The organism is Roseovarius dicentrarchi (genome assembly GCF_003316635.1).
Classification (GTDB): domain Bacteria; phylum Pseudomonadota; class Alphaproteobacteria; order Rhodobacterales; family Rhodobacteraceae; genus Roseovarius; species Roseovarius dicentrarchi.
Window position 1 is genome coordinate 62,714 of sequence record NZ_QNQP01000003.1, and the last position, 23,963, is coordinate 86,676.

Consider the following 23,963-nt stretch of genomic DNA (forward strand, 5'->3'; position numbering starts at 1 on the left):
CCAAACAGCGAGGGGATGTCATGCAGGGCGAGCCGCAGACAGATGCAATGGTCGAGATTATCGGCGCGGATGCCAAGGGTGCCGCGCTTGTTTTGTGCGAACATGCCGCGCATGCCATTCCCGAGCGCTACAATGGTCTGGGCCTGACGCCCGAGGCTGCGGTTAGCCATGCGGCCTGGGATCCCGGCGCGCGCGATCTGGCGGTGTATCTGGCCGATTGTCTGGACGGAACGCTGATCGCCGCCACCGTGTCGCGGCTGGTCTATGACTGCAACCGCCCGCCCGAGGCGGCATCGGCCATGCCTGAAAAATCCGAACTGATCGAGGTGCCGGGCAATGTCGGCCTGACGGACGCGCAGCGGGCAGAGCGGACCGATACGGTTTATCGCCCGTTTTGCGCGGCGGTCTCCAATGTCGTGGCCGCGCGGCAGCAGCGGCGCCAGCCGACTGCGGTGATCACCGTCCACAGCTTTACCCCGGTTTATTATGGCGAAACGCGCGAGACGGAAATCGGCATCCTGCACGACTGCGATTCCGATCTGGCCGACGCGATCCTGCACAGCCCCGCCAAGGCGGCAGAGCGGGTGATCCACCGCAATCAGCCTTATGGGCCGGAGGACGGCGTGACCCATTCGCTGCAAATTCACGGCATGGCGCATGGCCTGCCGAACGTGATGATCGAAGTGCGCAACGATCTGCTGCAAACACCCGAGGATGTCGCCGATATCGGGCAGGAACTCTGCGCGATGATCCGGCCTGCGCTGATTGATCTGGGTCTGCAACCCGAGGGGGGCGCCAATGCCTAAAGTCATCCGGGGGTTCGTGCGCGGCGTCGATGCGATGAACTATTTCATCGGGCGCATCGCCATGTACCTGATCTTTGCGCTGATCGGCGTGCTGATGTGGTCGTCCGTCTCCAAGACGTTTTTCGAGCCGACGCTGTGGACGCTGGAAATGGCGCAATTCGTCATGGTCGCGTTCTACGTTTTGGGCGGCCCATACGCGATCCAGATGGGATCGAACGTGCGGATGGATCTGTTTTACGGCAACTGGACCATGCGGCAAAAGGCATGGATGGACGCGTTTACCGTATTGTTCCTGATGTTCTATCTGGGCGTTCTGCTGTATGGCGCGATCGGATCGACCGCCTATTCGCTGGGCCACTTCACCGGCGAGCCGTTCAGCTTCTTCTGGGGGCTGTTTACCACGCTCATCACCGAAGGCCCGTCAGCGGCCAAGGAGCAGATGGGCTTCATGGAGCGCAGCCCGACAGCCTGGCGCCCCTATATCTGGCCCGTCAAAACGATCATGATCATCGGCGTCACCCTGATGCTGCTACAAGTCACCGCTGAATTTTTTCGCGATATCGGCCGCATTCGCGGGGAAGAGATCTGATGCCATACGAGATGATTGCGATCCTGATGTTCAGCACGATGATGCTGATGCTGCTGACGGGTCAGCGGGTGTTCGGCGCCATCGGCTTTGTCGCCGCAGCGGGCGGCATGTTGCTGTGGGGCACGGGCGGGGCGGATATGCCGTTTTCCGCCGCGATGAAATTGATGAAGTGGTATCCGCTGCTGACGCTGCCGATGTTCATCTTCATGGGCTATGTACTGTCTGAGTCGCGCATTGCCGATGATCTGTACAAGATGTTCCACGTCTGGATGGGCCCGGTGCGCGGCGGTCTGGCCATCGGGACTATCCTGCTGATGGTGCTGATATCGGCCATGAACGGCCTGTCGGTCGCAGGCATGGCCATCGGCGCGACCATCGCGCTGCCGGAACTCTTGAAGCGCGGCTATGACAAGATCATGGTGACTGGCGTCATCCAGGCCGGATCGTCGCTGGGTATCCTTGTGCCGCCTTCCGTGGTGCTGGTTCTGTACGCGATGATCGCGCGCCAGCCGGTGGGTCAGCTGTGGCTGGCGGGCGTCATTCCCGGCCTGATGATGGCGACCATGTTCATCATCTATATCTATGTCCGCTGCAAGATTCAGCCCGACCTTGGCCCGCCCCTGCCGGCGGAGGAGCGCAACGTCGGCACGCGCGAAAAGCTGCGCCTGCTGCGGTCGGGTCTGCTGCCGTTGATCATCTTTGCGGTGATGATGGTGCCGTTTGTCAAAGGCTGGACGTCGCTGGTGGAAAGCAGCGCAATCGGCGCAATGGCCGCATTCCTGGCCGCTGTTATCAAGGGGCGGATGACGCGCGAGGTGTTTGAAAATTCGGTCCGCAACACGCTGGGTATTTCCTGCATGTTCATGTGGATCATCCTTGCCGCTCTCGGTTTTGGCGCGATCTTTGACGGGCTGGGCGCGGTCAAGGCGATCTCGGATCTGTTCACCGCGCAGTGGGGGCTGGACCCGTGGATCATCCTGATCCTGATGCAGCTCAGCTTTATCGTGATGGGGACGTTTCTGGACGACACCGCGATGCTGGTCATCGTTGCGCCGCTTTACGTGCCGCTGGTGGGCGAGCTGGGCTTTGATCTGATCTGGTACGGCGTGCTGTACACGATCACCTGCCAGATTGCCTATATGACACCGCCCTTTGGCTATAACCTGTTTTTGATGCGCGCCATGGCGCCGCCGGAAATTTCGATCATAGATATCTACAGGTCGATCATTCCGTTCGTGGCGGTGATGTTCGTGGCGCTGGCGGCTGTCATGGCCTTCCCGCAGATCGCTCTGTGGCTGCCGGATCTGGTGTATAACTAACGACATAAGAACTCCGAAAAGGAGCGTACCGAATGACCTCAACAAGGAGAAATACCATGACTACCCGCAGAAAGTTTCTGGCCTCCGCCGGTATCGGCACGGCAGCGACCGCGCTGGGCGCCCCGTCCATCGTGCGCGCGCAGGAAGCCATCAAGTGGCGCTTTCAGACCTATGCCGGCGCCGCGCTGGGCGCCGAGGTGACGAAACCGGCCATCGACTATATCAACAACGCCGCCAATGGCGAGCTGGAGATCGAGCTGTTCTACGCCGATCAGATCGTGCCCACCGGCGAGATGTTCCAGGCGCTTCAGCGCGGCACCATCGACGGCGTGCATTCGGACGACGATTCCATGGCCTCGCCCACGCCACTGCAACAGTTCGGCGGCTATTTCCCGCTGGCGACCAAGCATATCCTCGATGTGCCGGCCTTGTTCAATCAGTACGGTCTGGCCGAGATCTGGGATGCGGAATACGAAAAGGTCGGCGTCAAATGGCTGTCGGCGGCGGGCCAGGATCCGTGCAACTTCAACACCACGCGCGAGATCACGTCGCTGGCGGATCTGGACGGTCTGAAGCTCTATACCTTCCCAACGGCGGGCCGGTTCCTGTCGCAGTTCGGCGTCGTGCCGGTCAGCATCCCCTATGAGGATGCCGAGGTGGCGGTGCAAACCGGCGAATTGGACGGCATGGCATGGTCAGGCATCACCGAGGATTACACGGTGGGCTGGGCGGACGTCACCGACTACTTCCTGACCAACAACATCTCGGGCGCGTGGATCGGATCGTTCTTTGTGAACCCCAAGCAGTGGGCCGACCTGCCCGAGCATCTGAAGCAGATCGTCATGGCCGGAATCGAAGCATCGCACACCTACCGCAACCAGTGGTACTGGGGCGGCGAGGCGCGTCTGCGGGCGCAGGGTGACAAGCTGCAACTGCGTTCGATCCCGCAAAAGGAATGGAAGACCGTCGAAGAGGCGGCTGTCACCTTCTGGGACGAGATCGCTCAGGAAGGCGAAGTTCACCAGAAGGTCGTGCAGATCTTCCGCGACTATAACGACGTGATCGGCAAGGCGGGCGTGCCCTATTCCTTCGAATGATCAGCGTCTAAGATCGGGGCGCTCCGGCATATTGTCGGGGCGCACCGCCCCACCATCAGTTTTACCACGAGGTACGCCATGCCCGCCCAGACCCACGCGCAGACCCCCGCGCTTAGCTTTGACGATCTGAAGAAACAGGTGACGGACGGCAGCGTCGATACCGTGCTGGTCTGCTTTGTCGACATGCAAGGCCGGATGATGGGCAAGCGGTTCCACGCCAGGCATTTCATCGACGGGGCCTACAAGGAAACGCATTGCTGCAACTACCTGCTGGCCACCGATCTGGAAATGTCCACGCCCGAAGGATACGCCAGCACAGGCTGGGAGACGGGCTATGGCGATTACGTGATGGCGCCGGATCTGGACACGCTGCGCCCGATGCCGTGGCTGGAGGGCACCGTCATGGTGCTGTGCGACGTGCTGGACCATCACACGCACAAGCCGATTGCCCATTCCCCGCGCGCGATGCTCAAGGCGCAACTGGCGCGGCTGGAAAAGATGGGTTTCACCGCGATGATGGCCACCGAACTGGAGTTTTTCCTGTTCGAGAAAAGCTTCGATGAACTCCGCAAGGACGGCTACCGCGATCTGGCGCCGATTTCGGGCTATAACGAAGATTACAACATCTTCCAGACCACCAAGGAAGAGCATGTGATGCGCCCGTTGCGCAATCATCTGTGGGATGCCGGCCTGCCGATCGAATGCACCAAGGGCGAGGCCGAGGCAGGCCAGGAAGAGCTGAACATCAAATATGCCGCCGCGCTGGATACGGCCGATTTCCACACCATCGCCAAACACGCGACCAAGGAGATTGCGTGGCAGCAGGGCCACGCTGTATCCTTCTTGCCGAAATGGAGCCGCGACCGCGTGGGCAGTTCGTCCCATGTGCATCAATCGCTGTGGAAAGACGGCGAAAACGCGTTTTTCGACGCATCTGACGATCTGGGCATGTCCGCGTTGATGAAGCATTATCTGGCCGGCATGTTGAAATATGCGCCCGACTACACCTATTTTCTGGCCCCCTACATCAACAGCTACAAGCGGTTCCGGTCCGGCACCTTTGCGCCCACGCGCACGATCTGGTCGGTCGATAACCGCACCGCCGGTTTCCGCCTGTGCGGCGACGGCACCAAGGCCGTGCGGGTCGAGTGCCGCGTTGGCGGGTCGGACATCAACCCCTACCTTGCCATGGCAGTGCAACTGGCCGCAGGGATCGCCGGGATTGAAGAAAAGCTGGACCTTTCGCCGCCCTTCAAGGGGGATGCCTATTCGGGCAATGAGGGCATGATCCCGACCAACCTGCGCGATGCTTGCGCATCGCTGAAGGCGTCGGACATGCTGCGCGCCGCGCTGGGCGATGATGTGGTCGATCACTATACCCGCGCCGCCGAAGTCGAAATCGAGGATTTCGAGGCCGCCGTCACCGACTATGAAATCGCGCGCGGGTTCGAGCGGTGCTAGACCGCAACCGGATGCGCTGAAGGCAATCGCCGGAGCCTCCGGCGGGGATATTTAGGGCAAGAAGAATGACATGCCCGAAGCGTTCTGCCCTGACCGGGTTTTTCAGGGTCAAGGTGCGGCGCCTTAGTAGAAACTGGATAGGCTTACCAATGAGCGAGACACTTACATGCATTTCACCGATTGACGGATCGGTCTTTGCCACGCGCGAGGCGCTGGATCTGGATGCCGCGCGCGCCGCAGCGGACAGGGCGCGCATGGCGCAGGTCAACTGGGCGGCGCGCCCGCTGGATGACCGGATCCGGCTGGTGATGGACGGCGTTGCAGCCGTTGGCGCGATGAATGACGAAGTGGTGCCCGAACTGGCGCGCATGATGGGCCGGCCTGTCCGGTTCGGCGGCGAATTTGGCGGCTTCAACGAGCGCGCGTCGCACATGGCCGCGATCGCCGCCGAGGCGCTGGCCGATATCGAGGTGGGCGAGGACGCCACGTTTACCCGCTATATCAAGCGTTTGCCGCATGGTGTGGTTCTGGTGGTGGCGCCGTGGAACTACCCGTACATGACGGCCATCAACACCGTCGCGCCCGCGCTGATCGCGGGTAACACCGTTTTGCTGAAACACGCGACCCAGACCCTGCTGGTCGGCGAGCGGATGGCGCAGGCATTTCATGCGGCAGGTGTGCCAGAGGATGTCTTTCAGAACGTGTTCCTTGGCCACGATACCACGTCGCAGCTGATTGCGGACCGCGCGGTGGATTTCGTGAACTTCACCGGGTCCGTCGGTGGCGGGCGCAGCATGGAGCAGGCGGCGGCTGGGACATTCACGCCTGTCGCGACCGAACTGGGCGGCAAGGATCCCGGCTATGTCATGGAAGACGCGGATCTGGATGCGGCGGTCGATACCTTGATCGACGGGGCGATGTTCAATTCAGGTCAGTGCTGCTGCGGGATCGAGCGGATCTATGTCCATGAGAGCCTGTATGACGCCTTTGTCGAAAAGGCGGTCAGGATTGTCGAGGGCTATACGCTGGGCGATCCGCTGAACGAAGAGACAACTATTGGGCCGATGGCGCATGTGCGCTTTGCCAAGGAGGTGCGCGCGCAAATAGACGAGGCCGTGGCCGCGGGCGCAAAGGCGCATATCGCCCCGATGGCCGCAGATGACGGCGGCGCCTATCTGACCCCGCAGATCCTGACCGATGTGACCCACGACATGCGCGTGATGCGCGACGAAAGCTTTGGTCCCGTCGTTGGCATCATGAAGGTGTCGTCGGACGATGAGGCCATCGAGCTGATGAACGACAGCCATTTCGGCCTGACCGCCAGCCTGTGGACCGCCGATCTGGACCGCGCGCAGGCCGTGGGCGACCGCATCGAGACGGGCACCGTGTTTATGAACCGTGCCGACTATCTGGATCCCGGTCTGTGCTGGACAGGCTGCAAGGACACTGGCAAAGGCGGCGGATTGTCCATTATCGGATATCAAAATCTGACGCGCCCGAAATCCTACCATCTCAAGAAGGTGACAAAATGAACCTGACAGGAAACTGGTCCTACCCGACCTCGATCAAATTCGGCGCTGGCCGCATTGCCGAATTGCCTGCCGCCTGCGCACAGGCGGGCATCAAGAAGCCGCTTCTTGTCACTGACAAGGGGCTGGCCGATCTGCCCATCACCGCGCAGGTGCTGGACATCATGGAGGGCGCGGGTCTTGGCCGCGGCATCTTCTCCGAGGTTGATCCCAACCCGAATGAGAAGAACCTTGATGCCGGCGTTGCCGCGTACAAATCGGGCGGCCATGACGGCGTGATTGCCTTCGGCGGCGGCTCTGGTCTGGATCTGGGCAAGATGGTCGCCTTCATGGCGCATCAGACGCGCCCCGTCTGGGATTATGAGGATGTCGATGACTGGTGGACGCGCGCGGATGCGGATGCGATCGCGCCGATCATCGCGGTGCCGACGACCGCCGGAACAGGCTCCGAAGTGGGCCGCGCCAGCGTCATCACCAATTCCGAGACGCATGTTAAGAAGATCATCTTTCACCCCAAGGTGCTGCCGACGGTCGTGATCTGCGACCCCGAACTGACCACCGGCATGCCGAAATTCATCACCGCCGGCACCGGCCTTGATGCGTTCGCCCATTGCGTGGAGGCATTCAGCAGCCCGCATTACCACCCGATGAGCCAGGGCATGGCGCTGGAAGGGATGCGCCTGGTCAAGGATTACCTGCCGCGCGCCTATGCCGACGGCAGTGATCTGGAGGCGCGCGCGCATATGATGAGCGCCGCAATGATGGGCGCGACGGCGTTTCAGAAGGGCCTTGGCGCGATCCACGCGATGAGCCATCCTGTCGGCGCCGTCTTTGGCACCCATCACGGCACGACCAATGCCGTCTGCATGCCTGCCGTGCTGCAACTGAACGCGCCCGAAATCAGGGACCGGTTCCGCAGCGCCGCTGCATATCTGGATATCGAAGGCGGATTTGACGGATTCTGCAGCTTCGTTCAGGAGTTCAACGACGCGCTGGGCATCCCACGTAAACTGTCCACCATGGGTGTTGATGCCGCCCGCATCGACGATCTGGTGCGCGAGGCGATCAAGGATCCCAGCTGCGGCGGCAACCCGGTCAAACTGACCGAGTCAAACCTGCGCGCGCTCTACGAGGCGAGCATCTAAGGCTTTCATCGTCCTGAAAATACTCGAAAAGCCCCGGAAGCCATCAATGCTTCCGGGGCTTTTTTCGCGCCTACTCCGCCGGTACGGCCATTTTCTGATCGCTCAACGGATGGGGCAGTTTGTCCAGCATTTCAATGGGGCAGACTTGCACAAAATGCGCCTTTTCCCTGTCCCAGTGCAGCAGTATGTCCAGCGCCTTGCGACTGCCGGTCTCATCGGCGTGGCGCTGAATCAACTCGTGCAGATGCGCCTCCCAGTGCGGATGCTGAACCGGGCCGGTCACAATCGTCTCGCGATTCATCAGCGGCGCGGTCTGCCCGGCGGGATCATAGAGATACGCCATGCCCCCGGTCATGCCAGCGCCGAAATTGGCACCGATCCGGCCCAGAATGACGGCAACGCCGCCGGTCATGTATTCGCAGCCATTGCTGCCACAGCCCTCAACCACCACATGCGCGCCTGAATTGCGCACGGCAAACCGCTCGCCCGCGCGTCCCGCCGCGAAAAGGTATCCGGCAGTCGCCCCGTAGAGAACCGTATTGCCAATAATGGTGTTTTCGCTGGCCTCCAGCGGGCTGGACATGGGCGGGCGCACCACGATAACGCCGCCTGACAGGCCTTTGCCCACGTAATCATTGGCGTCGCCCGACACTTCCAGTTTCAGGCCCGGCGCCGCAAACGCGCCCAGGGACTGGCCCGCACTGCCGGACAGTTTGACCGTCAGGTGATCCGCTTGCAGGCTGTTGTTCATGCCGAACTTGCGCACGATATGGCTGCTCACGCGCGTGCCAACGGTGCGGTGTGTGTTCTGAACCGCGTAATGCAACTGCATCTTTTCACCATCATTCAGGAACCGCGCAGCGTCGCGCACAATTTCGGCGTCCAGCGTGTCGGGCACTGGATTGCGCGGGCGCATGCGGTCCAGCGGCGCGCCCTGATTGGCCACGGTGATCAACATCGGGTTCAGGTCCAGATCATCCAGATGCGCACTGCCTCGGCTGACCTGCGTCAGCAGATCGGCGCGGCCGATCACGTCGTCCAGCGACCGCGCACCGATGCTGGCCAGCAGCTCGCGCACCTCTTGGGCATAAAAGGTGATCAGGTTCACGACCTTCTCGGCGTTGCCAGTAAATTTGGCGCGCAATCCCTCATCCTGAGTGCAAACACCCACGGGGCAGGTGTTGGACTGGCACTGGCGCACCATGATGCAGCCCATGGCGATCAGCGCCGCGGTGCCGATGCCATACTCTTCGGCCCCCATCATCGCGGCCATGACAATATCGCGCCCGGTACGCAGCCCGCCATCGGTGCGCAGCGTCACGCGGTCGCGCAGGTTGTTCATCGATAGCACCTGATGCGCCTCGGTCAGGCCCATCTCCCACGGCAGGCCGGCATATTTGATCGACGTGGCCGGGCTGGCGCCCGTGCCGCCGTTATGGCCGGAAATCAGGATCACATCGGCCTTTGCCTTGGCCACGCCTGCCGCGATGGTGCCGACACCCGATTGCGCCACCAGCTTGACCGTGACCTTGCAATCGGGGTTGATCTGCTTGAGGTCATAGATCAGCTGCGCCAGATCCTCGATGCTGTAGATATCGTGATGCGGTGGCGGCGAAATCAGCGTCACCCCCTTGGTCGAATGACGCAGCCGCGCGATCAGGTCCGTGACCTTCATGCCGGGCAGCTGTCCGCCCTCGCCGGGCTTGGCGCCTTGGGCGACTTTGATCTCCAGCTCTTCACATTGGTTCAAATACTCAGCTGTCACGCCGAACCGGCCAGACGCGACCTGTTTTATCTTGGCGCTGGGATTGTCGCCGTTGGCCTCAGGCGCGAAATGCGCCGGATCTTCGCCGCCCTCGCCGCTGTCGGACCGCGCGCCGATGCGGTTCATCGCCACGTTCAGCGTCTTGTGCGCCTCGGGGCTGAGCGCGCCCAGCGACATGCCCGGCGTCACGAACCGCTTGCGGATCGCGGTGACGGATTCCACCTCGCCCAGCGGGATCGCGTCGCCCATCGGCTTGATCGCCATCAGGTCGCGCAGATGGATCGGCGGCGCCGATTGCATGGCCGCCGAATACCGTTTCCACAGATCGAAACTGCCGGTGTTGCAGGCGGTTTGCAGCAGGTGCATGTTCTGCGCGCCCCAGGCATGGGTTTCGCCGGTTTTGCGTGATTTGTAGAATCCGCCGATGGGCAGCACATTATCCGGGGCGCCGTAGGCTTTGCCGTGAATTTGCTCCAGCTGCGTCTGGATGCCGCTGACCCCGATCCCGCTGATGCGACTGACGAGGCCGGGGAAATACTCGGCACACATGGCGCGGCTCAGCCCGATCGCCTCGAAGTTCAAGCCACCGCGATAGGACGAGATGACGGAAATCCCCATCTTGGACATGATTTTCAGCAGCCCCGCATCGATCGCCTTGCGATAGCGTGCGACCACCTCGGTCAGGGTACCGTCCAGCAGGCCCCGGTCCAGCCGGTCGGCCAGCGAATCCTGCGCCAGGTAGGCATTGACGATGGTCGCGCCCGCGCCGATCAGCACGGCGAAGTAGTGCGGATCAATACACTCCGCCGACCGCACGTTAAGCGAGCAGAACGTGCGCAGCCCCTTGCGCGTCAGGTGGCTATGCACGGCTGACGTCGCCAGGATCATCGGCATCCCGATGCGCCCGGCGCCGGTGCCCCTGTCGCTCAATACCAGGTGTCCCGCGCCGCTGCGCACGGCATCCTCCGCTTCTGCGCGAATGCGCGTCAGGCCCTCCTGCAGCGCATTGGGACCGGGCACAAACGTGCAGTCAACATGCCCCACGTCCGAGCTGAACTGCGCCATCAGCACGTCCCATTCGCTGTTGGCGATGAACGGGCTGTCCAGCACGATGATCTGCGTCTGTGCGCCCGACTCGTCCAGAACGTTGTTCAGATTGCCAAAGCGCGTCTTCAGGCTCATCACCCGATATTCACGCAAGGAATCAATCGGCGGGTTGGTCACTTGGCTGAAATTCTGCCGGAAAAAATGGCTCAGCGGGCGGTATTGCCTGGACAGCACCGCGCTGGGCGTATCGTCCCCCATCGACGCGATGGCCTCCTTGCCGTCCTCGCCCATCGGCGCCAGGATCTGCTCCAGCTCCTCGATGCTGTAGCCTGCGGCGATCTGGCGGCGGCGCAGATCCTCGCCGGTATATCCGACCTCCTCGGGCGTGCTGGTCAGCGTATCCTCCAGCGCGTTGATCTTGGACGTCCACTCGCCAAAGGGGCGCGCGGCGGCCAGCCGGTCCTTGATCTGCGTGTCGTGATAGAGCTTGCCCTCGGCCATATCGACGGCAAGCATCTGCCCCGGTCCCAGTGCCCCCTTTTCGACGACTGTTGCCTCGTCAATCGGCACCATCCCCGCCTCGGACCCCGCAATGACCAGACCATCACCGGTCACGACATAGCGCATCGGGCGCAGCCCGTTCCGGTCCAGCCCGGCACAGACCCAGCGGCCATCGGTCATCGCCAGCGCGGCGGGGCCGTCCCATGGCTCCATTACCGAATTGCAGTAGGAATACATGTCGCACCACGCCTGCGGCAGCGCCTGCGCCTGATTGGACCAGCTCTCTGGCACCAGCATGGTCTTCGCCATCGGCGCGGTGCGCCCGGCGCGCACCAGCACCTCGAACACCGAATCCAGCGCCGCCGAGTCGGAGGCGCCCGCGGGAACGATCGGCTTGATATCCTCGGCCAGATCGCCGAACGCGCTGGAGGCCATGCGGATCTCGTGGCTTTTCATCCAGTTGACGTTACCCTTCAGGGTGTTGACCTCGCCATTATGTGCCAGCATCCGAAACGGCTGCGCCAGCCACCATTGCGGGAATGTGTTGGTCGAATAACGCTGGTGGTAGATGGCAAAGGCCGATTTGAACCGCTCGTCCATCAAATCAGGGTAGAATACGGCAACCTCTTCGGCCAGCATCATGCCCTTGTAGATGATACTCCGGCAGCTAAGCGACGCGATATAGAAGTGATTGATATTCGCGGCGATCACCGCCTTCTCGATGCGGCGCCGGATGACGTACAACTCGCGCTCGAAATCCTCTTCGTCGATATCCTTGGCATTGGAAATCAGGATCTGCTCGATCTCCGGCCTGGTCGCATTGGCCTTGTCGCCCAGACAGGAAACATTCACCGGAACATGCCGCCACCCGTAAATTGTGTGCCCCATGCGCAGCACTTCGGTTTCCACAATCGTGCGGCACGCTTCCTGCGCGCCGAAGTCGGTGCGGGGCAGGAATACCTGGCCAACCGCCACCAGCTGATCCTGACGCGGCTCATGCCCCGTCCTGCGGATCTGGTCATAGATAAAGCTGACCGGAATCTGCACATGGATGCCAGCGCCATCGCCGGTCTTGCCATCGGCATCCACCGCGCCGCGATGCCAGATCGCCTTCAGCGCGTCGATCCCCGCCTGCACCACCCGGCGCGACCGCTTGCCGTTGATCGCAACGACAAGGCCGACCCCGCAGGACGAATGCTCCTCCTCATGGGCATACATGCCATTTTCGGCCAACCAGTCGCGCTTGGCGGCCTCAGTGTCGGCCCAATTTGTATCAAATGCGCTCATTTTCGGACCCTCTTGGCTGATGCTTTTCTCTGCGTCGTTCATCTTGGCAAAAATACTCATTCCGCGGCCACCGCGTGAGCTGCGGCCAGATCGGCCAGAATCGCCCCGGCGCAGTCGCGCCCGTCGCGTATTGCCCAGACAACCAGTGACGCGCCGCGTACGATATCACCCACCGCATAAACGCCGGGCAGGGATGTGCGGCCTGTGGTGAATTCGGCCTTGATCGTGCCCCATCGCGTGACCTCGAGTTCCGGCTGGTCCCAGAGTGTGGGCAAATCCTCGGCTTCAAATCCCAGCGCCTTGATCACCAGATCGGCGGGCTCGTCCTGCACGGCGCCCTCTATTTCCTCGGGCGCCCGGCGACCGGTGACGTCCGGCGCGCCCAGCCGCATTTGCTGCACGGATACCGAGGTGACAGATTCGCCGCTGAACCCCTTGGGCAGGGACAGCCAGTTGAACACCACGCCCTCTTCCTCGGCGTTGCCGACCTCGCGCAGGCTGCCGGGCATGTTCGCGCGGTCGCGGCGATACAGGCATTTGACAGAGTCGGCGCCCTGGCGGATGGCCGTGCGCACGCAGTCCATCGCGGTATCACCGCCGCCGATCACCACGACGCGCTTGCCCGCTGCATTCAGCGCGCCGCTGTCGAACTCCGGCACCGCATCGCCGAATGACCGCCGATTGCTGGCCGTCAGATAATCAATGGCGCGCACGATTCCCTTGGCGCCCGCACCCGGCCCAGCCAGATCGCGCGATTTGTAAACCCCGGTGGCGATGATCACGGCGTCATGGTCGCGCCGTAGATCGGCAAAGCTGACGTCCTGCCCGATGGTGCAGTTCAGGCGAAAGGTCACCCCTCCTGCCTCAAGCTGTGCGATGCGGCGCATCACCACATCCTTTTCCAGTTTGAAACCGGGAATGCCATAGGTCAGCAATCCGCCGCCGCGATCATATCGGTCATAGACCGTGACCTGAATTCCGGCCCGGCGCAGCATATCCGCCGCCGCCAGCCCGCCGGGACCGGCGCCGATGATCGCAACGCTCTCCGTCCGCTCCTTTGCGGGGGCGGCGGGCGTCACCCACCCGTTGTCCCATGCGGTATCGGTGATGTATTTTTCGACCGCACCTATAGTGACAGTGCCGTGGCCGGACGATTCGATCACGCAGTTTCCCTCGCACAAACGGTCCTGAGGGCAGATCCGGCCGCAGATTTCGGGAAATGTGTTGGTGGACTGGCTCAGGTCATACGCCTCGCGCAGGCGCCCTTCGGCGGTCAGGCGCAGCCAGTCGGGGATATTGTTGTGCAGGGGGCAATGGCTCTGGCAATAGGGGACGCCGCATTGGCTGCACCTGCTGGATTGTTCGCGCGCCTTGTCGTCTGCGTACTCGTCGTAGATTTCATCAAAGTCGCGGTTGCGCAGGTCCGGTGCGCGCTTTTGCGGCATATCTCGGGAAATATCTACGAATTTCAGCATCGGATTATCGGCCATCACACACCTGTTCTTGTTCAACTGGGTATGGATAAACGGATGCGCGGCCTGTGAAAAGACAGCATTGCTGCCGTATATATCGTTTATTTAGGCGTCAGGCCAAATTTATCCCACGCGATGCTCTATAATAGGCAGCACAGCTTACCTATATTCACAAACCGACCATCAACAAAACCATGGCGACCGACCCAATCAGGATACGCCACCAGCCAAACAGGCCGTACCCGTTGCGGCTGACAAAGCTCAGCAACCATTTCACCACAAACAGCCCGCTGACAAAGGCCATCGCAAACCCGACGGCGATATCGCCCATGGCGCTCAGGTCCAGAACGTCGCGATTCTGAAACAGGTCATAGGCCACCGCCCCGGCCATCGTGGGAATCGACAGGAAAAACGAAAACTCCGCCGCCGCGCGCTTGCCCACTCCCATCATCAGCGCGCCCACGATGGTCGCGCCAGATCTGCTGGTGCCGGGGATCATGGCAAGGCATTGGAACAGGCCGATGCGCAGCGCCACCCAGATGGGCAGGGCGGCGGCATCGTCATAGCGCGGCTCGGGCGCGAAGCGGTCGACGAAAATCAGCACGATCCCGCCCAGCACGAGCATTACCGCAACCAGCATCGGCGTTTCAAACAGCACATGCTTGATAAACCCGTGCGCCAGCATGCCAACTACCAGCGCAGGCAGAAATGCGATCAGCACCGACGCCAGAAACCGCCGCGCCGCCGCGCTGCGCGGCGCCTCGATCATAACCTGTGCAAGCCGGGTGAAATAAACCGACAGGATCGCCAGCACGGCGCCCAGCTGAATCACCACCTCGAAACTGCGGCCGGCGCTTTGAAAGCCCAGAAAATGCCCAACCAGCAGCAAATGGCCGGTGGAGGATACAGGAATGAATTCGGTCACCCCCTCGATCAGCCCAAGGGCCGCCGCGACGAGCGTCGTATCAGACATGAGGGGATCCGATTTGCTTGGCGCCGGGCATCAGCCCTCGCGCAGGTTGCCTGCTGATTCCTTGATCGCCGCATACTGCCCCGAGGAGCGGAAGCGCCACAGATATTCGGGCAGCACGGCCGCCATGGAATCGGGAACGATCTCCAGTGCCTCGAATCCCTGCGCGCCGTCCTGCACGACGTTGTCCGATTTCAGCGATGTGACCTGATCGCGCGTGATCTGCGCCTTGATCAGGCCCAGCGACAGGGTCTGAACCAGCTCCATTCCCGCGGCCATGCCGGTTGCGGCAAAAAACGGAATGTTGACGATGCCGCGCCGCTTGCGAATGGTGTCCAGCATCAGCTGCATCAGATCGCGGAAGCTGCACCTGTCCGGCCCGCCCAGTTCGTAAATGCCGGGTGCGGCTGTTCCCAGCGCCCCCATCGCGGCGGCCTGCGCCACGTCATCGACATAGACCGGCTGGAACAGCGTGTCAGCGCCGACCACGGGCAGGAGAGGGCCGAATTTTGTCATATTGGCAAAGCGATTGAAAAACTGATCCTCGGGGCCAAAGATGACCGATGGGCGCAGGATGACGGCATTCGGGAAATGCTCCAGCACGCCGTCCTCGCCCCGGCCCTTGCTGCGGGCGTAAAGGCTGTCGCCGTCTGCATCCGCGCCGATGGCCGACAGATGCACCATGTGCTGCACGCCCTCTTCGGCGGCGATGCGGGCGATGCGCGTTGCGCCTTCGTCCTGCACGGCGCCAAAGTTGTTCTTGCCCTTGCGGTCAAACGTGCCGACACAGTTGATCACGGCATCGGCCGCACGGGTCACGCTGCGCACGCTGTCGTCGTTGCGGATATTGCACATCACAGGCTCGACCTGACCGACGACACCGTAGGTGCGCACGAAACCGGCCTGCTCGGGACGGCGCACCGCAATGCGCACCCGCCACCCGGCCTGCGCCATCCGGTCCGCGATGTAGCGACCGACAAAGCCCGACCCACCAAAGATTGTGACCAGTTTCGACATGTGGATAACCTCCGGTGGCGCCCGTTTCTGCTTTACGACACTACTCCTACTCCCGCACGGCCCGGCGGGCAAGGCGCTATGCCATATGTGGCGCGATGGGCGGCGTAACTTGCCGAATGCGAAGTCGTGAAAAAGGCCATTGACACCCCGCGCGCCTACCCCTAAACGGCCCTTACGTGACCTGCCCAGGTGGCGGAATGGTAGACGCGCTAGCTTCAGGTGCTAGTACTGGCAACGGTGTGGAGGTTCGAGTCCTCTCCTGGGCACCATATCCTCAGCTAACACATTGGTGCCGTTCCGGCTTTCATCTCGTCATGGGGGCTGTCGGCCGTGTCGCAGACCAAACCACCTTCACCTTTGACAAGGATGATGCGTGTGACTTCGGCTGTCGCATATCATCGGAGTTGCGTCCCCGCTATTCTCTGCCACGGATCGGATATTCGGCGCATGCAAAATCGGAGAAGGCCCCCGAGCCGGAGCACGCCGAGCTGCTGGATGAGTACTGGTTCGACCGTCGAGCACAGGACGCCCAGTTGCCGGCGCAGCTTGTGATGCGGTCCCAATCGATTGTGACGATTAGGTTTGAACGCGGTGCGGTGCCCGCTTCCCAGCATTCTGTGGTGCTGTGTGAGACTGTATGGGCCTTGAGGGGCAAGGGGCGCAGTGAGACCTTTCAAATCCCCTTACCATTTGCGTGTTGTGGGGGATTGTGAGGCGCAACGGAATGGTTCAAGTCCGAGATAGCCTTGATTTATCGGGGCAGCGGTATTTCCCGGCGCATCAAGATAGAGGACTTGCACGCCTATTTCGGGCGCCAGGTGGAACCGAGTGCCTTGGGAATCGGGATTATCACCCCATCGCCGATCCTGCGCCGCAATCGGGCTGTGTTCGCGGTTGAACCAACCGGCAGCGAAATTGCTGACGGTGGTTTCAGGCGGCCCGTTTCCTGGTGGTGCTCGGGTCGGCAGGGCAGCCGCACGGGCTCATGTCAGTTTGCCCAGGTCGGCTGACAGCTTCTCCAGTGGGATACCGCGCCGGATTGCGCTTTGCTGGACGGCTGATTGCAGTGCCTTGCTGCGCCGCAGCAGGCGCAGGAAGCGTGCCTCGTCCAGGACCAGAAGGGTTGTGGGTGCGATGGCGCGCACTTCGGTGCGTTGCGGGCGGCGCATGAGCAGGCTCATCTGGCCGAACATGTCGCCGCGGCCCAGCCGCCAGGATTGGCCGGCTGTTTCCAGCTCGACCGCGCCGGATGCCACGAAAAATACGCTGCGCGGGACGGAATCGCGGCGCAGGATACGCTCGCCCGCGTTGACATAGCGCGTGACCAGCGACCGCGCCAGCCGGTTCAGCACCGCCTTGTCCAAATCCGCAAACAGCGGAAATTGCCGGACCAGCTCGGCCTTTTGCAGGGTCAGGTCCAGCAGCGGCGCCGCCTCGGCCCGGTCGCGGCGCTGGCCGATGTCGCCGGTCAGGGCGCTGTGAACCTCCTCGCCGATCAGCCCGTCCTCCAGCAACGCGTCGTATTCGCGTTCCTCCAGCCGCAGGGCGGTGCGGCGGATGAACCGGCGCTCCATCTCCTCGGCATAGCCGGGATATTGCAGGCGCAGCCCCTCCAGCGCCTGCTCCACCGTTTCGATCCGGCGGTCCAGCATTTCATGCAGCAATTCGGCCACGCGGCGGCCGTGGATTCGCCGGATGCGCCCGTCGATGAAGCTGTGCAGATCGCGCAGGATCAACCGCTGTGCCAGAAGCAGGCCAAACCGCGTGGCGGTGATGCGCGCCAGCGGCATCGAAAATCGCAGCCGGTTGTGCATGAAAATCGCGGATCTCAGCCACCGGCTGAACCCCAGGCTGCGCGCGGCGGCCCTTTTGTATCCGCTGCGCCCGCCAAAGCGTGACCCCTCGATCAGCGCATCGGCATCTGCCAGCAGCTGTTCGGACAGGGCCGAGGAAATCGTTCTGTCGCGGAACCGGGCAAGGATGCCGTCACGTTCGGCGCTGGCCAGCGCGATCAGGCCCAGCGTGATCCGGTCGCGGTCCAGCACGTTCAGGCTTTCATCGGCGGATTTCACCGCGACATCCAGCCGCTCGCCAAACCTCTTGGCCTCGGCGCGCACGGTGTCCTTGTTCAGCTCGTAATTGTCGGTGACCACGGCCAGATCCGCGCGCACGGTCTGCAAGGCGACGGCGATCACCTGATTATACAGCGCATTGTCCAGCGGCGACAGCTTGTCCAGGCCCAGCCAGCCGATGACGGTACGCAACGTGGTGCCCTGCACCAGCAGCGTGAACAGGGTGAATCCGGTTGCCAGAATGGCGACCTGCCGCTTGACCTCGATCGGGACGGCGGCGCTTTCGGTGACGGCAAGGGCCAGAGACAATGTGACGGCGCCGCGCAGGCCGCCCCACATGATTGCCACGCGGTAGGGTCGTTCGACCACCGGGGACAGGCGCATCAGCGTCAGCAGCGGGAGCAGGCCATATAAGATCAGCGCCCGCGCCACGATTGCCGCCACCACCACGACCATGATCAGGGCCAGATCCTTCAGCTGGATCGTCTCCAGCATGCGGGGAATCAGCAGCGCGGCCAGAATAAAGATCAGCGCGCCGGCCCAATGGGCCAAGAGGTCCCACACCTCGCGCAGGTTCAGCCATGTGGCGGGGGGCAGGCGCCCCGGCCCGGCCAGCTGCAATGTCATTGCCGCCACCACGACGGCGATGACGCCGGATGCGCCGACCATCTGCTCGGCGACGATATAGGCCAGATAGGGCAGGGCGATGGATACCGACACCACCGCCAGATCAAAGCGGGCGAACAGCCCCATGATGCGGATGGCGATCTGCGCCGCGATCCAGCCGACGGCAACGCCGCCGGCCAACAGCACGGGAAACCGTGATAGCGCGCTTTGCACCGACGGGTCCGGCACGCCGGCCATGGCAAACTCCATGAACAGGCCCGCCAGCGCGATGGCGGCGGCGTCATTCAGCAGGCTTTCGCCCTCGATGATCCGGGCCAGCCGCCGCGGCGCGGAGATGGAGCGGAAGATGCTGACAACCGCCGACGGATCGGTGGTGGACACGATCGCCCCCACCAGCAGCGCCGCCGACAGCGACAACGTGCTGACCCACGCCAGCGAGTAGCCGACAACGAATGTGGCCACGAACACGGCGACGACCGCCAGCACCAGAATAGGCACCCAGTCATCGGCCATGCGCCGCAGGTTCAGCCCCAGCGTGACCTGAAACACCAGCGTCGGAAGGAACACATACAGGAACACGTTCGATTTGATCGGCAGCGCCAGAATGGCGAATGCAACCGGATTCAGCGCATCGGTCAGATCCGTGCGCAGGAAAAACGTCGCCGCAAGCCCGACGAAAATGCCCAGGCACGCGATGATCACCGCATAGGGCAGCCGCAAGTAATGCGCGAGCGGTTCCGCCGCGCCGATCAGCAGGAAAAGTGACGCGATAATGGTCGTTATCAGAATGATGTCCATGACACAGACCTAGCAGAATAATCCGGTCAGGATAGTCCTGTTGCCGCGTCTTTCGGGCGAAAATGGCAGGGTATGACGGCCCGCGATTCCTTCAGGCCAGCAGGGTGGGCGGGATCGCCAGAACATCGGTTTCGGCGCGGCGCAGCACCTCTTCGGCCACGCTGCCGAGGAAGGTTTTGCTCAGGCCCACACGGCCCTGGCTGGCCACGACAATCAGATCGGCCTCAATCTCTGTCGCCGCTGTCTGAATCGCGGCGGATGTGGCGGTGTTGTAGTGGCGCGTCATCCGCATCGCATCGCGCAAGGCCGAGGCATCGGCAAAGTCGCGCAGGGCGCTGTCTGCCTCGATCTGCAATTCGACCAGATACTGGTCCTTTTCCTCCTCCTGCAACATGCCGCTCATCAACAGGCGTTTGGCGGGCGCATCGAACACATGCAGCAATGTGCACTGCTCGGGCGTCACCAGATCCAGCGATGAAAAATGCGCCACGGCCCTGCGCGATGTCTCGGACAGGTCGGTGGCGATCAGCACGTTGTCATAGGTCCGCTGCGGCGGCGCGTTGACCATCAGCACCGGCCATTGCGCGCGGCGGATCGTACGCTGCGCCGTGGTGCCGACAAACACGTTGCGCAGCAGGCGGCGGCGATGCGCGCCGATCACCACAAGGTCCGGCGCGATCTGGTCAGCGGCATTGCCGATCCCCTCGAACGGATCGCCCAGCACGACGCTGCTGGTGCAATTCAGCCCGTCCTGATGGTTCAGCTCTGCCGCCTCCTCCTGCAAAAGCTGCTTGGAAACGGTGGTTTCGCTTTCGATGATACGCGCTTTCTGGTCGTCATCGACCACATGCGTCAGGTGCAGCCCGGCGCCCGCCGCCCTGGCCATCAGCGCGGCACGGCGAATGGCCAGATCGGACCGCGCCGAGAAATCTGTCGCAACAAGTATCGTATCCATCCCGGCCCCCTTCAGCACCTGCACCCGGCAAGCCTAACGCGCGCGGCGCCCATTTGATAGACTGCGCAGCGGTGGGCCGATACGCGGCAGCGCGCAGATCAGATGACGCGAATGACTTCCTTGTCTATCGCCAGCACATAACCCTGCCGCGCGATGTTGCGCACCAGAAGCTGGCTGACCATCTGGTTGCCCAGCGTATCGCGCAGGCGCTTGATCCGCGTGGCGCCTGCCGCCTCGTCGCAGTCGCTGGAATCGCGGCCCGATATCATCCCCTCGATCTGCGCGCCGGTCAGGATATCGCCGTCCATCCGCGCCTCGGCCAGAATCGACAGTGTCTCCATCGCGGCATCGGTCAGCTTGAAGCCCATGTTGTTGAGGTAGACGGACTTCTCCGCGCGGCTGATCAGCAGCGAATTCACCTCGATCCCCGACCGCTCGATCTGGGCCATGCGGCGGTTCAGCGCGACCAGCATCAGCAAAAACACCAATGCAGAGGCCAGCAGCGCGGCGCTGAACACCAGCAGGACGAAAATGACCATCCGGTAACTGACCAGCGTTTCGCTGAAGGCGGTGCCGGACAGGGCCAATATCTCCAGCAGCTTGATTTCGGCGTCGCTGGTCAGCGCGTCATTTTCAACAAATATCCGCTCTACCCGCGCGTTGAACGCGCCCGCATCGGGCAGCGACAGGAACAGCCACACCGCCGCCAGGGTCAGAATTGCCACAATCGCGGCAATGCCCAGCGCCACCACGCGGCTGCCCGACCGGCGCGCCCCCGCCGCCGTCACCGTAGGGTCCATTGGGCCCGGTCCCGTCACTCCTGCGTCACCGACAGCACCTTGAGCAGGGTCAGCCCCTGCGCTGCCAGTTGCGGGCCAAGCTGCGCCGTGGCCCCGGCAACGGTGCAGGCGCCGCTGATTTCAATCGTGCCGTAAAACAGGCGCAGCGGATCGTCGCGCTTGGCCTTGTATTCGGCCAGGCAGGCGGCGCTGGCGGGGGTCGCCACCAGCGCGGCAAATATCAGGGGGGCGATCGTTTTCATCATGCGCCGAACATGACCTGCGCCGCGCCGCTATTCAATATCCAATGCCGCGGGCGCGTCCTGCTATCCGATAACACGCCCGCGTTATTGTGCGCGCGGCGCAGCCCCGGCCAGCATGAGCGTACATTTCAAGAAAACAAGAAAGGCTCACACAATGGCTGGCAAATTCATCACCCTCATCCTTGCGGCATCGGTCGCTATCACTGGCCTGACGGCGGCCCCGGCGCGCGCCTCCGACCGCGATCTGGCGCTGGCGCTGGGCGCGCTGGTTGGCGTTGCGGTTATCGGCGCCGCGATCCATGACGCCAAGAAAAAGGACAGGCGCCGCGCCGCAGCCCGGCAGCATCCGCGCCCCCAATACGGCACGCAGCACCGTTCGCACCGCGCGCAGAAACAACACCGCTCGCGCAGCTATCAGCAGGGCTATGACGATCACCGTCGCAAGGTGCAGGACCGGCGCGCGCACCGCCGCATGCACCGCCGCGACCAGCGCCCGCAATATGGCTATAGCGCGCGGCCCTACCGCCGCGCCGACTAAAGCCGCGCGCGCCTCGGGCTTGGAAATCGGCCCCGCGCGGGGCCCTTTTCTTTGGCGGCCACCTGTGGTCTGAGCGGATGCCATGACCGGCCCCGATTATTCATACGAAACCGCGGCGATGGCGCAGGGCGCGCGCATCATTGCCGGCGTGGACGAGGTCGGGCGCGGCCCGCTGGCCGGGCCTGTCACAGCCGCCGCCGTGGTGCTGGACCCCAGCCGCATCCCCGAGGGGTTGAACGATTCCAAGAAACTGACGGAACGCCGCCGCCTTGCGCTTTATGACGCAATCGTCGCCAGCGCCGAGGTCAGCATCGCCCATGCCAGCGTCGAGGAGATCGACCAGATCAACATCCTGCGCGCGTCGCATCTGGCGATGATGCGCGCGCTGGACGGCCTGCCGCGCCGCCCGGACATGGCCCTGATCGACGGCAACATGATCCCCCGCGGCCTGACGATCCCGGCGCGCACAATCATCAAGGGTGATGCCCTGTCCGTGTCGATTTCTGCGGCCTCAATCATGGCCAAAATATGTCGAGATTATGTCATGCGGGATTTAGCGCAACACTATCCCGGATATGGCTGGGAGACGAATGCAGGATACCCGTCCAAAAGCCACAAAGAGGCGCTGCAAAATCTGGGGATAACCCCACACCATAGGCGTTCGTTCAAACCTATCCACAAGATGTTGTATCAAGTTAAATAGTTAACCCTCTGATTTAATAAAGAAATTGACTGCGAATCAGCAATGACTCATCTTTGTCCACAAGCAGACAGAGCGCAAAAACGCGCCGGGACAGAGGCAAGACATGACAAAGATGACCAGCATCAAGGCGGCGGCGACGCTTCCTCTTAACACCATCATAGGCGGCGATTGCATCGAGGTGATGAACGCGCTTCCCGAAAATTCGGTCGATCTGATTTTCGCCGATCCGCCCTATAATCTGCAACTCAAGGGCGATCTGCACCGGCCCGACAACAGCCAGGTGGATGCGGTCGATGATGCCTGGGACCAGTTCGACAGCTTTGCCGTTTATGACAAATTCACCCGCGAATGGCTGGCCGCCGCGCGCCGCCTGCTGAAACCGAATGGCGCCATCTGGGTCATCGGATCGTATCACAACATCTTTCGCGTCGGCGCGGCATTGCAGGATGCCGGCTACTGGATCCTGAACGATGTGGTGTGGCGCAAGTCCAACCCGATGCCCAATTTCCGCGGCAAACGCCTGACCAACGCGCATGAGACGATGATATGGGCGTCCAAGCAGGAAGGCGGAAAATACACGTTCAACTACGAGGCGCTGAAGGCGCTCAATGACGGCGTCCAGATGCGCAGCGACTGGGTGCTGCCGATCTGCACCGGGCATGAGCGGCTGAAGGATGAGGCCGGCGACAAGGCCCACCCGACGCAAAAACCGCAAAGCCTGCTGCATCGCATCATCGTCGGCAGCACCAATCCCGGCGATGTCGTACTGGACCCGTTCTTTGGCACCGGCACCACCGGCGCCGTGGCCAAGATGCTGGGCCGCGACTATATCGGGATCGAGCGCGAAGAGGCGTATCGCACCGTCGCCGAAAAGCGCCTGAAAGGCATCCGCAAATTCGACCGCGAGGCATTGCAGGTCAGCACCTCCAAACGGGCCGAACCGCGCGTGCCCTTCGGCCAGCTGGTCGAACGCGGCATGTTGCGCCCCGGCGAAGAACTTTATTCGATGAACCAGCGCCACAAGGCCAAGGTGCGCGCCGACGGCACGCTGATCGGCGACGACATCAAGGGGTCGATCCATCAGGTCGGCGCCCATCTGGAAGGCGCGCCCAGCTGCAATGGCTGGACCTACTGGCACTTCAAGAAGGACGGCAAGCGCGTGCCGATCGACCTTCTGCGCCAGCAGATCCGCGCCGAAATGGCAGAGCGCCCGAACTAGAATT

Annotated in this window: 18 protein-coding genes and 1 tRNA gene; 11 read left to right on the forward strand and 8 right to left on the reverse strand. The window is 62.4% G+C overall.

Features of this window, described 5'->3' with window-relative positions; all coding sequences use genetic code 11:
* Positions 1-20: 20 nt before the first annotated feature.
* The 7 genes from DQ230_RS02880 (at position 21) to DQ230_RS02910 (ending at position 7,946) form a co-directional block, all read left to right on the forward strand.
* Positions 21-806: an N-formylglutamate amidohydrolase gene (locus DQ230_RS02880; protein WP_113910998.1), complete on the forward strand. Its 786-nt coding sequence runs from the start codon at positions 21-23 to the stop codon at positions 804-806.
* The gene (locus DQ230_RS02885; RefSeq protein ID WP_113910999.1) at positions 799-1,395 is read left to right on the forward strand and encodes a TRAP transporter small permease subunit; all 597 of its coding nucleotides are present in this window, start codon (positions 799-801) and stop codon (positions 1,393-1,395) included. Before DQ230_RS02880 ends, DQ230_RS02885 begins: the two co-directional genes overlap by 8 nt.
* The gene (locus DQ230_RS02890) at positions 1,395-2,714 is read left to right on the forward strand and encodes a TRAP transporter large permease (RefSeq protein WP_113911000.1); all 1,320 of its coding nucleotides are present in this window, start codon (positions 1,395-1,397) and stop codon (positions 2,712-2,714) included. Before DQ230_RS02885 ends, DQ230_RS02890 begins: the two co-directional genes overlap by 1 nt.
* A 56-nt stretch (positions 2,715-2,770) precedes the next feature.
* On the forward strand, positions 2,771-3,811 hold the full coding sequence (locus DQ230_RS02895; RefSeq protein WP_113911001.1) for a TRAP transporter substrate-binding protein: 1,041 nt from the start codon (positions 2,771-2,773) through the stop codon (positions 3,809-3,811).
* 78 nt (positions 3,812-3,889) lie between these two features.
* Positions 3,890-5,272, forward strand: a complete 1,383-nt coding sequence (locus DQ230_RS02900; protein WP_113911002.1) for a glutamine synthetase family protein — start codon at positions 3,890-3,892, stop codon at positions 5,270-5,272.
* A gap of 149 nt (positions 5,273-5,421) precedes the next feature.
* Entirely contained in the window at positions 5,422-6,804 is a 1,383-nt protein-coding gene (locus tag DQ230_RS02905) for an aldehyde dehydrogenase family protein (RefSeq protein WP_113911003.1), read from the forward strand.
* Positions 6,801-7,946, forward strand: a complete 1,146-nt coding sequence (locus DQ230_RS02910; protein ID WP_113911004.1) for an iron-containing alcohol dehydrogenase — start codon at positions 6,801-6,803, stop codon at positions 7,944-7,946. The genes DQ230_RS02905 and DQ230_RS02910 overlap by 4 nt, the downstream gene beginning before the upstream one ends.
* A gap of 70 nt (positions 7,947-8,016) precedes the next feature.
* Here the strand turns inward: DQ230_RS02910 and gltB are convergent, their stop codons facing one another.
* From gltB to DQ230_RS02930, 4 genes are all read right to left on the reverse strand, one after another.
* On the reverse strand, positions 8,017-12,546 hold the full coding sequence (gene gltB / locus DQ230_RS02915; RefSeq protein WP_113911151.1) for a glutamate synthase large subunit: 4,530 nt from the start codon (positions 12,544-12,546) through the stop codon (positions 8,017-8,019).
* A gap of 56 nt (positions 12,547-12,602) precedes the next feature.
* Complete coding sequence (locus DQ230_RS02920; RefSeq protein ID WP_113911005.1) at positions 12,603-14,036, reverse strand: NAD(P)-dependent oxidoreductase; 1,434 nt, start codon at positions 14,034-14,036, stop codon at positions 12,603-12,605.
* A gap of 151 nt (positions 14,037-14,187) precedes the next feature.
* Entirely contained in the window at positions 14,188-14,991 is an 804-nt protein-coding gene (locus DQ230_RS02925) for an undecaprenyl-diphosphate phosphatase (protein WP_113911006.1), read from the reverse strand.
* Positions 14,992-15,021: 30 nt separating this feature from the next.
* The gene (locus tag DQ230_RS02930; protein ID WP_113911007.1) at positions 15,022-16,005 is read right to left on the reverse strand and encodes a complex I NDUFA9 subunit family protein; all 984 of its coding nucleotides are present in this window, start codon (positions 16,003-16,005) and stop codon (positions 15,022-15,024) included.
* Positions 16,006-16,188: 183 nt separating this feature from the next.
* On the opposite strand from DQ230_RS02930, the gene DQ230_RS02935 reads away from it, so the two are divergent.
* Positions 16,189-16,274, forward strand: a tRNA-Leu gene (locus tag DQ230_RS02935).
* A gap of 714 nt (positions 16,275-16,988) precedes the next feature.
* On the opposite strand, the gene DQ230_RS02945 is transcribed toward DQ230_RS02935, so the two are convergent.
* The 4 genes from DQ230_RS02945 to DQ230_RS02960 all read right to left on the reverse strand — a co-directional run bounded on the left by DQ230_RS02945 (position 16,989) and on the right by DQ230_RS02960 (position 21,502).
* Complete coding sequence (locus tag DQ230_RS02945; RefSeq protein WP_113911009.1) at positions 16,989-19,502, reverse strand: cation:proton antiporter; 2,514 nt, start codon at positions 19,500-19,502, stop codon at positions 16,989-16,991.
* 91 nt (positions 19,503-19,593) lie between these two features.
* Positions 19,594-20,457, reverse strand: a complete 864-nt coding sequence (locus tag DQ230_RS02950) for a universal stress protein (RefSeq protein WP_113911010.1) — start codon at positions 20,455-20,457, stop codon at positions 19,594-19,596.
* Positions 20,458-20,555: 98 nt separating this feature from the next.
* Entirely contained in the window at positions 20,556-21,257 is a 702-nt protein-coding gene (locus DQ230_RS02955) for a response regulator transcription factor (RefSeq protein ID WP_113911011.1), read from the reverse strand.
* A 14-nt stretch (positions 21,258-21,271) separates the two neighbouring features.
* Positions 21,272-21,502 carry a hypothetical protein gene (locus DQ230_RS02960; protein ID WP_238987404.1) on the reverse strand — a complete coding sequence of 77 codons (231 nt, stop codon included), beginning with the start codon at positions 21,500-21,502 and terminating at the stop codon, positions 21,272-21,274.
* A 151-nt stretch (positions 21,503-21,653) separates the two neighbouring features.
* Between DQ230_RS02960 and DQ230_RS02965 the strand changes: the two genes are divergently transcribed.
* The 3 genes from DQ230_RS02965 to DQ230_RS02975 all read left to right on the forward strand — a co-directional run bounded on the left by DQ230_RS02965 (position 21,654) and on the right by DQ230_RS02975 (position 23,959).
* On the forward strand, positions 21,654-22,037 hold the full coding sequence (locus DQ230_RS02965) for a hypothetical protein (protein ID WP_113911012.1): 384 nt from the start codon (positions 21,654-21,656) through the stop codon (positions 22,035-22,037).
* An 82-nt stretch (positions 22,038-22,119) separates the two neighbouring features.
* Positions 22,120-22,740 carry a ribonuclease HII gene (locus tag DQ230_RS02970; RefSeq protein ID WP_113911013.1) on the forward strand — a complete coding sequence of 207 codons (621 nt, stop codon included), beginning with the start codon at positions 22,120-22,122 and terminating at the stop codon, positions 22,738-22,740.
* A 103-nt stretch (positions 22,741-22,843) separates the two neighbouring features.
* Positions 22,844-23,959 carry a site-specific DNA-methyltransferase gene (locus DQ230_RS02975; protein ID WP_203227984.1) on the forward strand — a complete coding sequence of 372 codons (1,116 nt, stop codon included), beginning with the start codon at positions 22,844-22,846 and terminating at the stop codon, positions 23,957-23,959.
* Positions 23,960-23,963 lie beyond the last annotated feature (4 nt).

Excerpts from the sequence above, each read along its gene's own strand:
- DQ230_RS02880 (WP_113910998.1), top strand. The coding sequence starts at position 21 with ATGCAGGGCGAGCCGCAGACAGATGCAATGGTCGAGATTATCGGCGCG.
- DQ230_RS02885 (WP_113910999.1), top strand. The coding sequence starts at position 799 with ATGCCTAAAGTCATCCGGGGGTTCGTGCGCGGCGTCGATGCGATGAAC.
- DQ230_RS02890 (WP_113911000.1), top strand. The coding sequence starts at position 1,395 with ATGCCATACGAGATGATTGCGATCCTGATGTTCAGCACGATGATGCTG.
- DQ230_RS02895 (WP_113911001.1), top strand. The coding sequence starts at position 2,771 with ATGACTACCCGCAGAAAGTTTCTGGCCTCCGCCGGTATCGGCACGGCA.
- DQ230_RS02900 (WP_113911002.1), top strand. The coding sequence starts at position 3,890 with ATGCCCGCCCAGACCCACGCGCAGACCCCCGCGCTTAGCTTTGACGAT.
- DQ230_RS02905 (WP_113911003.1), top strand. The coding sequence starts at position 5,422 with ATGAGCGAGACACTTACATGCATTTCACCGATTGACGGATCGGTCTTT.
- DQ230_RS02910 (WP_113911004.1), top strand. The coding sequence starts at position 6,801 with ATGAACCTGACAGGAAACTGGTCCTACCCGACCTCGATCAAATTCGGC.
- gltB (WP_113911151.1), bottom strand. The coding sequence starts at position 12,546 with ATGAGCGCATTTGATACAAATTGGGCCGACACTGAGGCCGCCAAGCGC.
- DQ230_RS02920 (WP_113911005.1), bottom strand. The coding sequence starts at position 14,036 with ATGGCCGATAATCCGATGCTGAAATTCGTAGATATTTCCCGAGATATG.
- DQ230_RS02925 (WP_113911006.1), bottom strand. The coding sequence starts at position 14,991 with ATGTCTGATACGACGCTCGTCGCGGCGGCCCTTGGGCTGATCGAGGGG.
- DQ230_RS02930 (WP_113911007.1), bottom strand. The coding sequence starts at position 16,005 with ATGTCGAAACTGGTCACAATCTTTGGTGGGTCGGGCTTTGTCGGTCGC.
- DQ230_RS02945 (WP_113911009.1), bottom strand. The coding sequence starts at position 19,502 with ATGGACATCATTCTGATAACGACCATTATCGCGTCACTTTTCCTGCTG.
- DQ230_RS02950 (WP_113911010.1), bottom strand. The coding sequence starts at position 20,457 with ATGGATACGATACTTGTTGCGACAGATTTCTCGGCGCGGTCCGATCTG.
- DQ230_RS02955 (WP_113911011.1), bottom strand. The coding sequence starts at position 21,257 with ATGGACCCTACGGTGACGGCGGCGGGGGCGCGCCGGTCGGGCAGCCGC.
- DQ230_RS02960 (WP_238987404.1), bottom strand. The coding sequence starts at position 21,502 with ATGATGAAAACGATCGCCCCCCTGATATTTGCCGCGCTGGTGGCGACC.
- DQ230_RS02965 (WP_113911012.1), top strand. The coding sequence starts at position 21,654 with ATGGCTGGCAAATTCATCACCCTCATCCTTGCGGCATCGGTCGCTATC.
- DQ230_RS02970 (WP_113911013.1), top strand. The coding sequence starts at position 22,120 with ATGACCGGCCCCGATTATTCATACGAAACCGCGGCGATGGCGCAGGGC.
- DQ230_RS02975 (WP_203227984.1), top strand. The coding sequence starts at position 22,844 with ATGACAAAGATGACCAGCATCAAGGCGGCGGCGACGCTTCCTCTTAAC.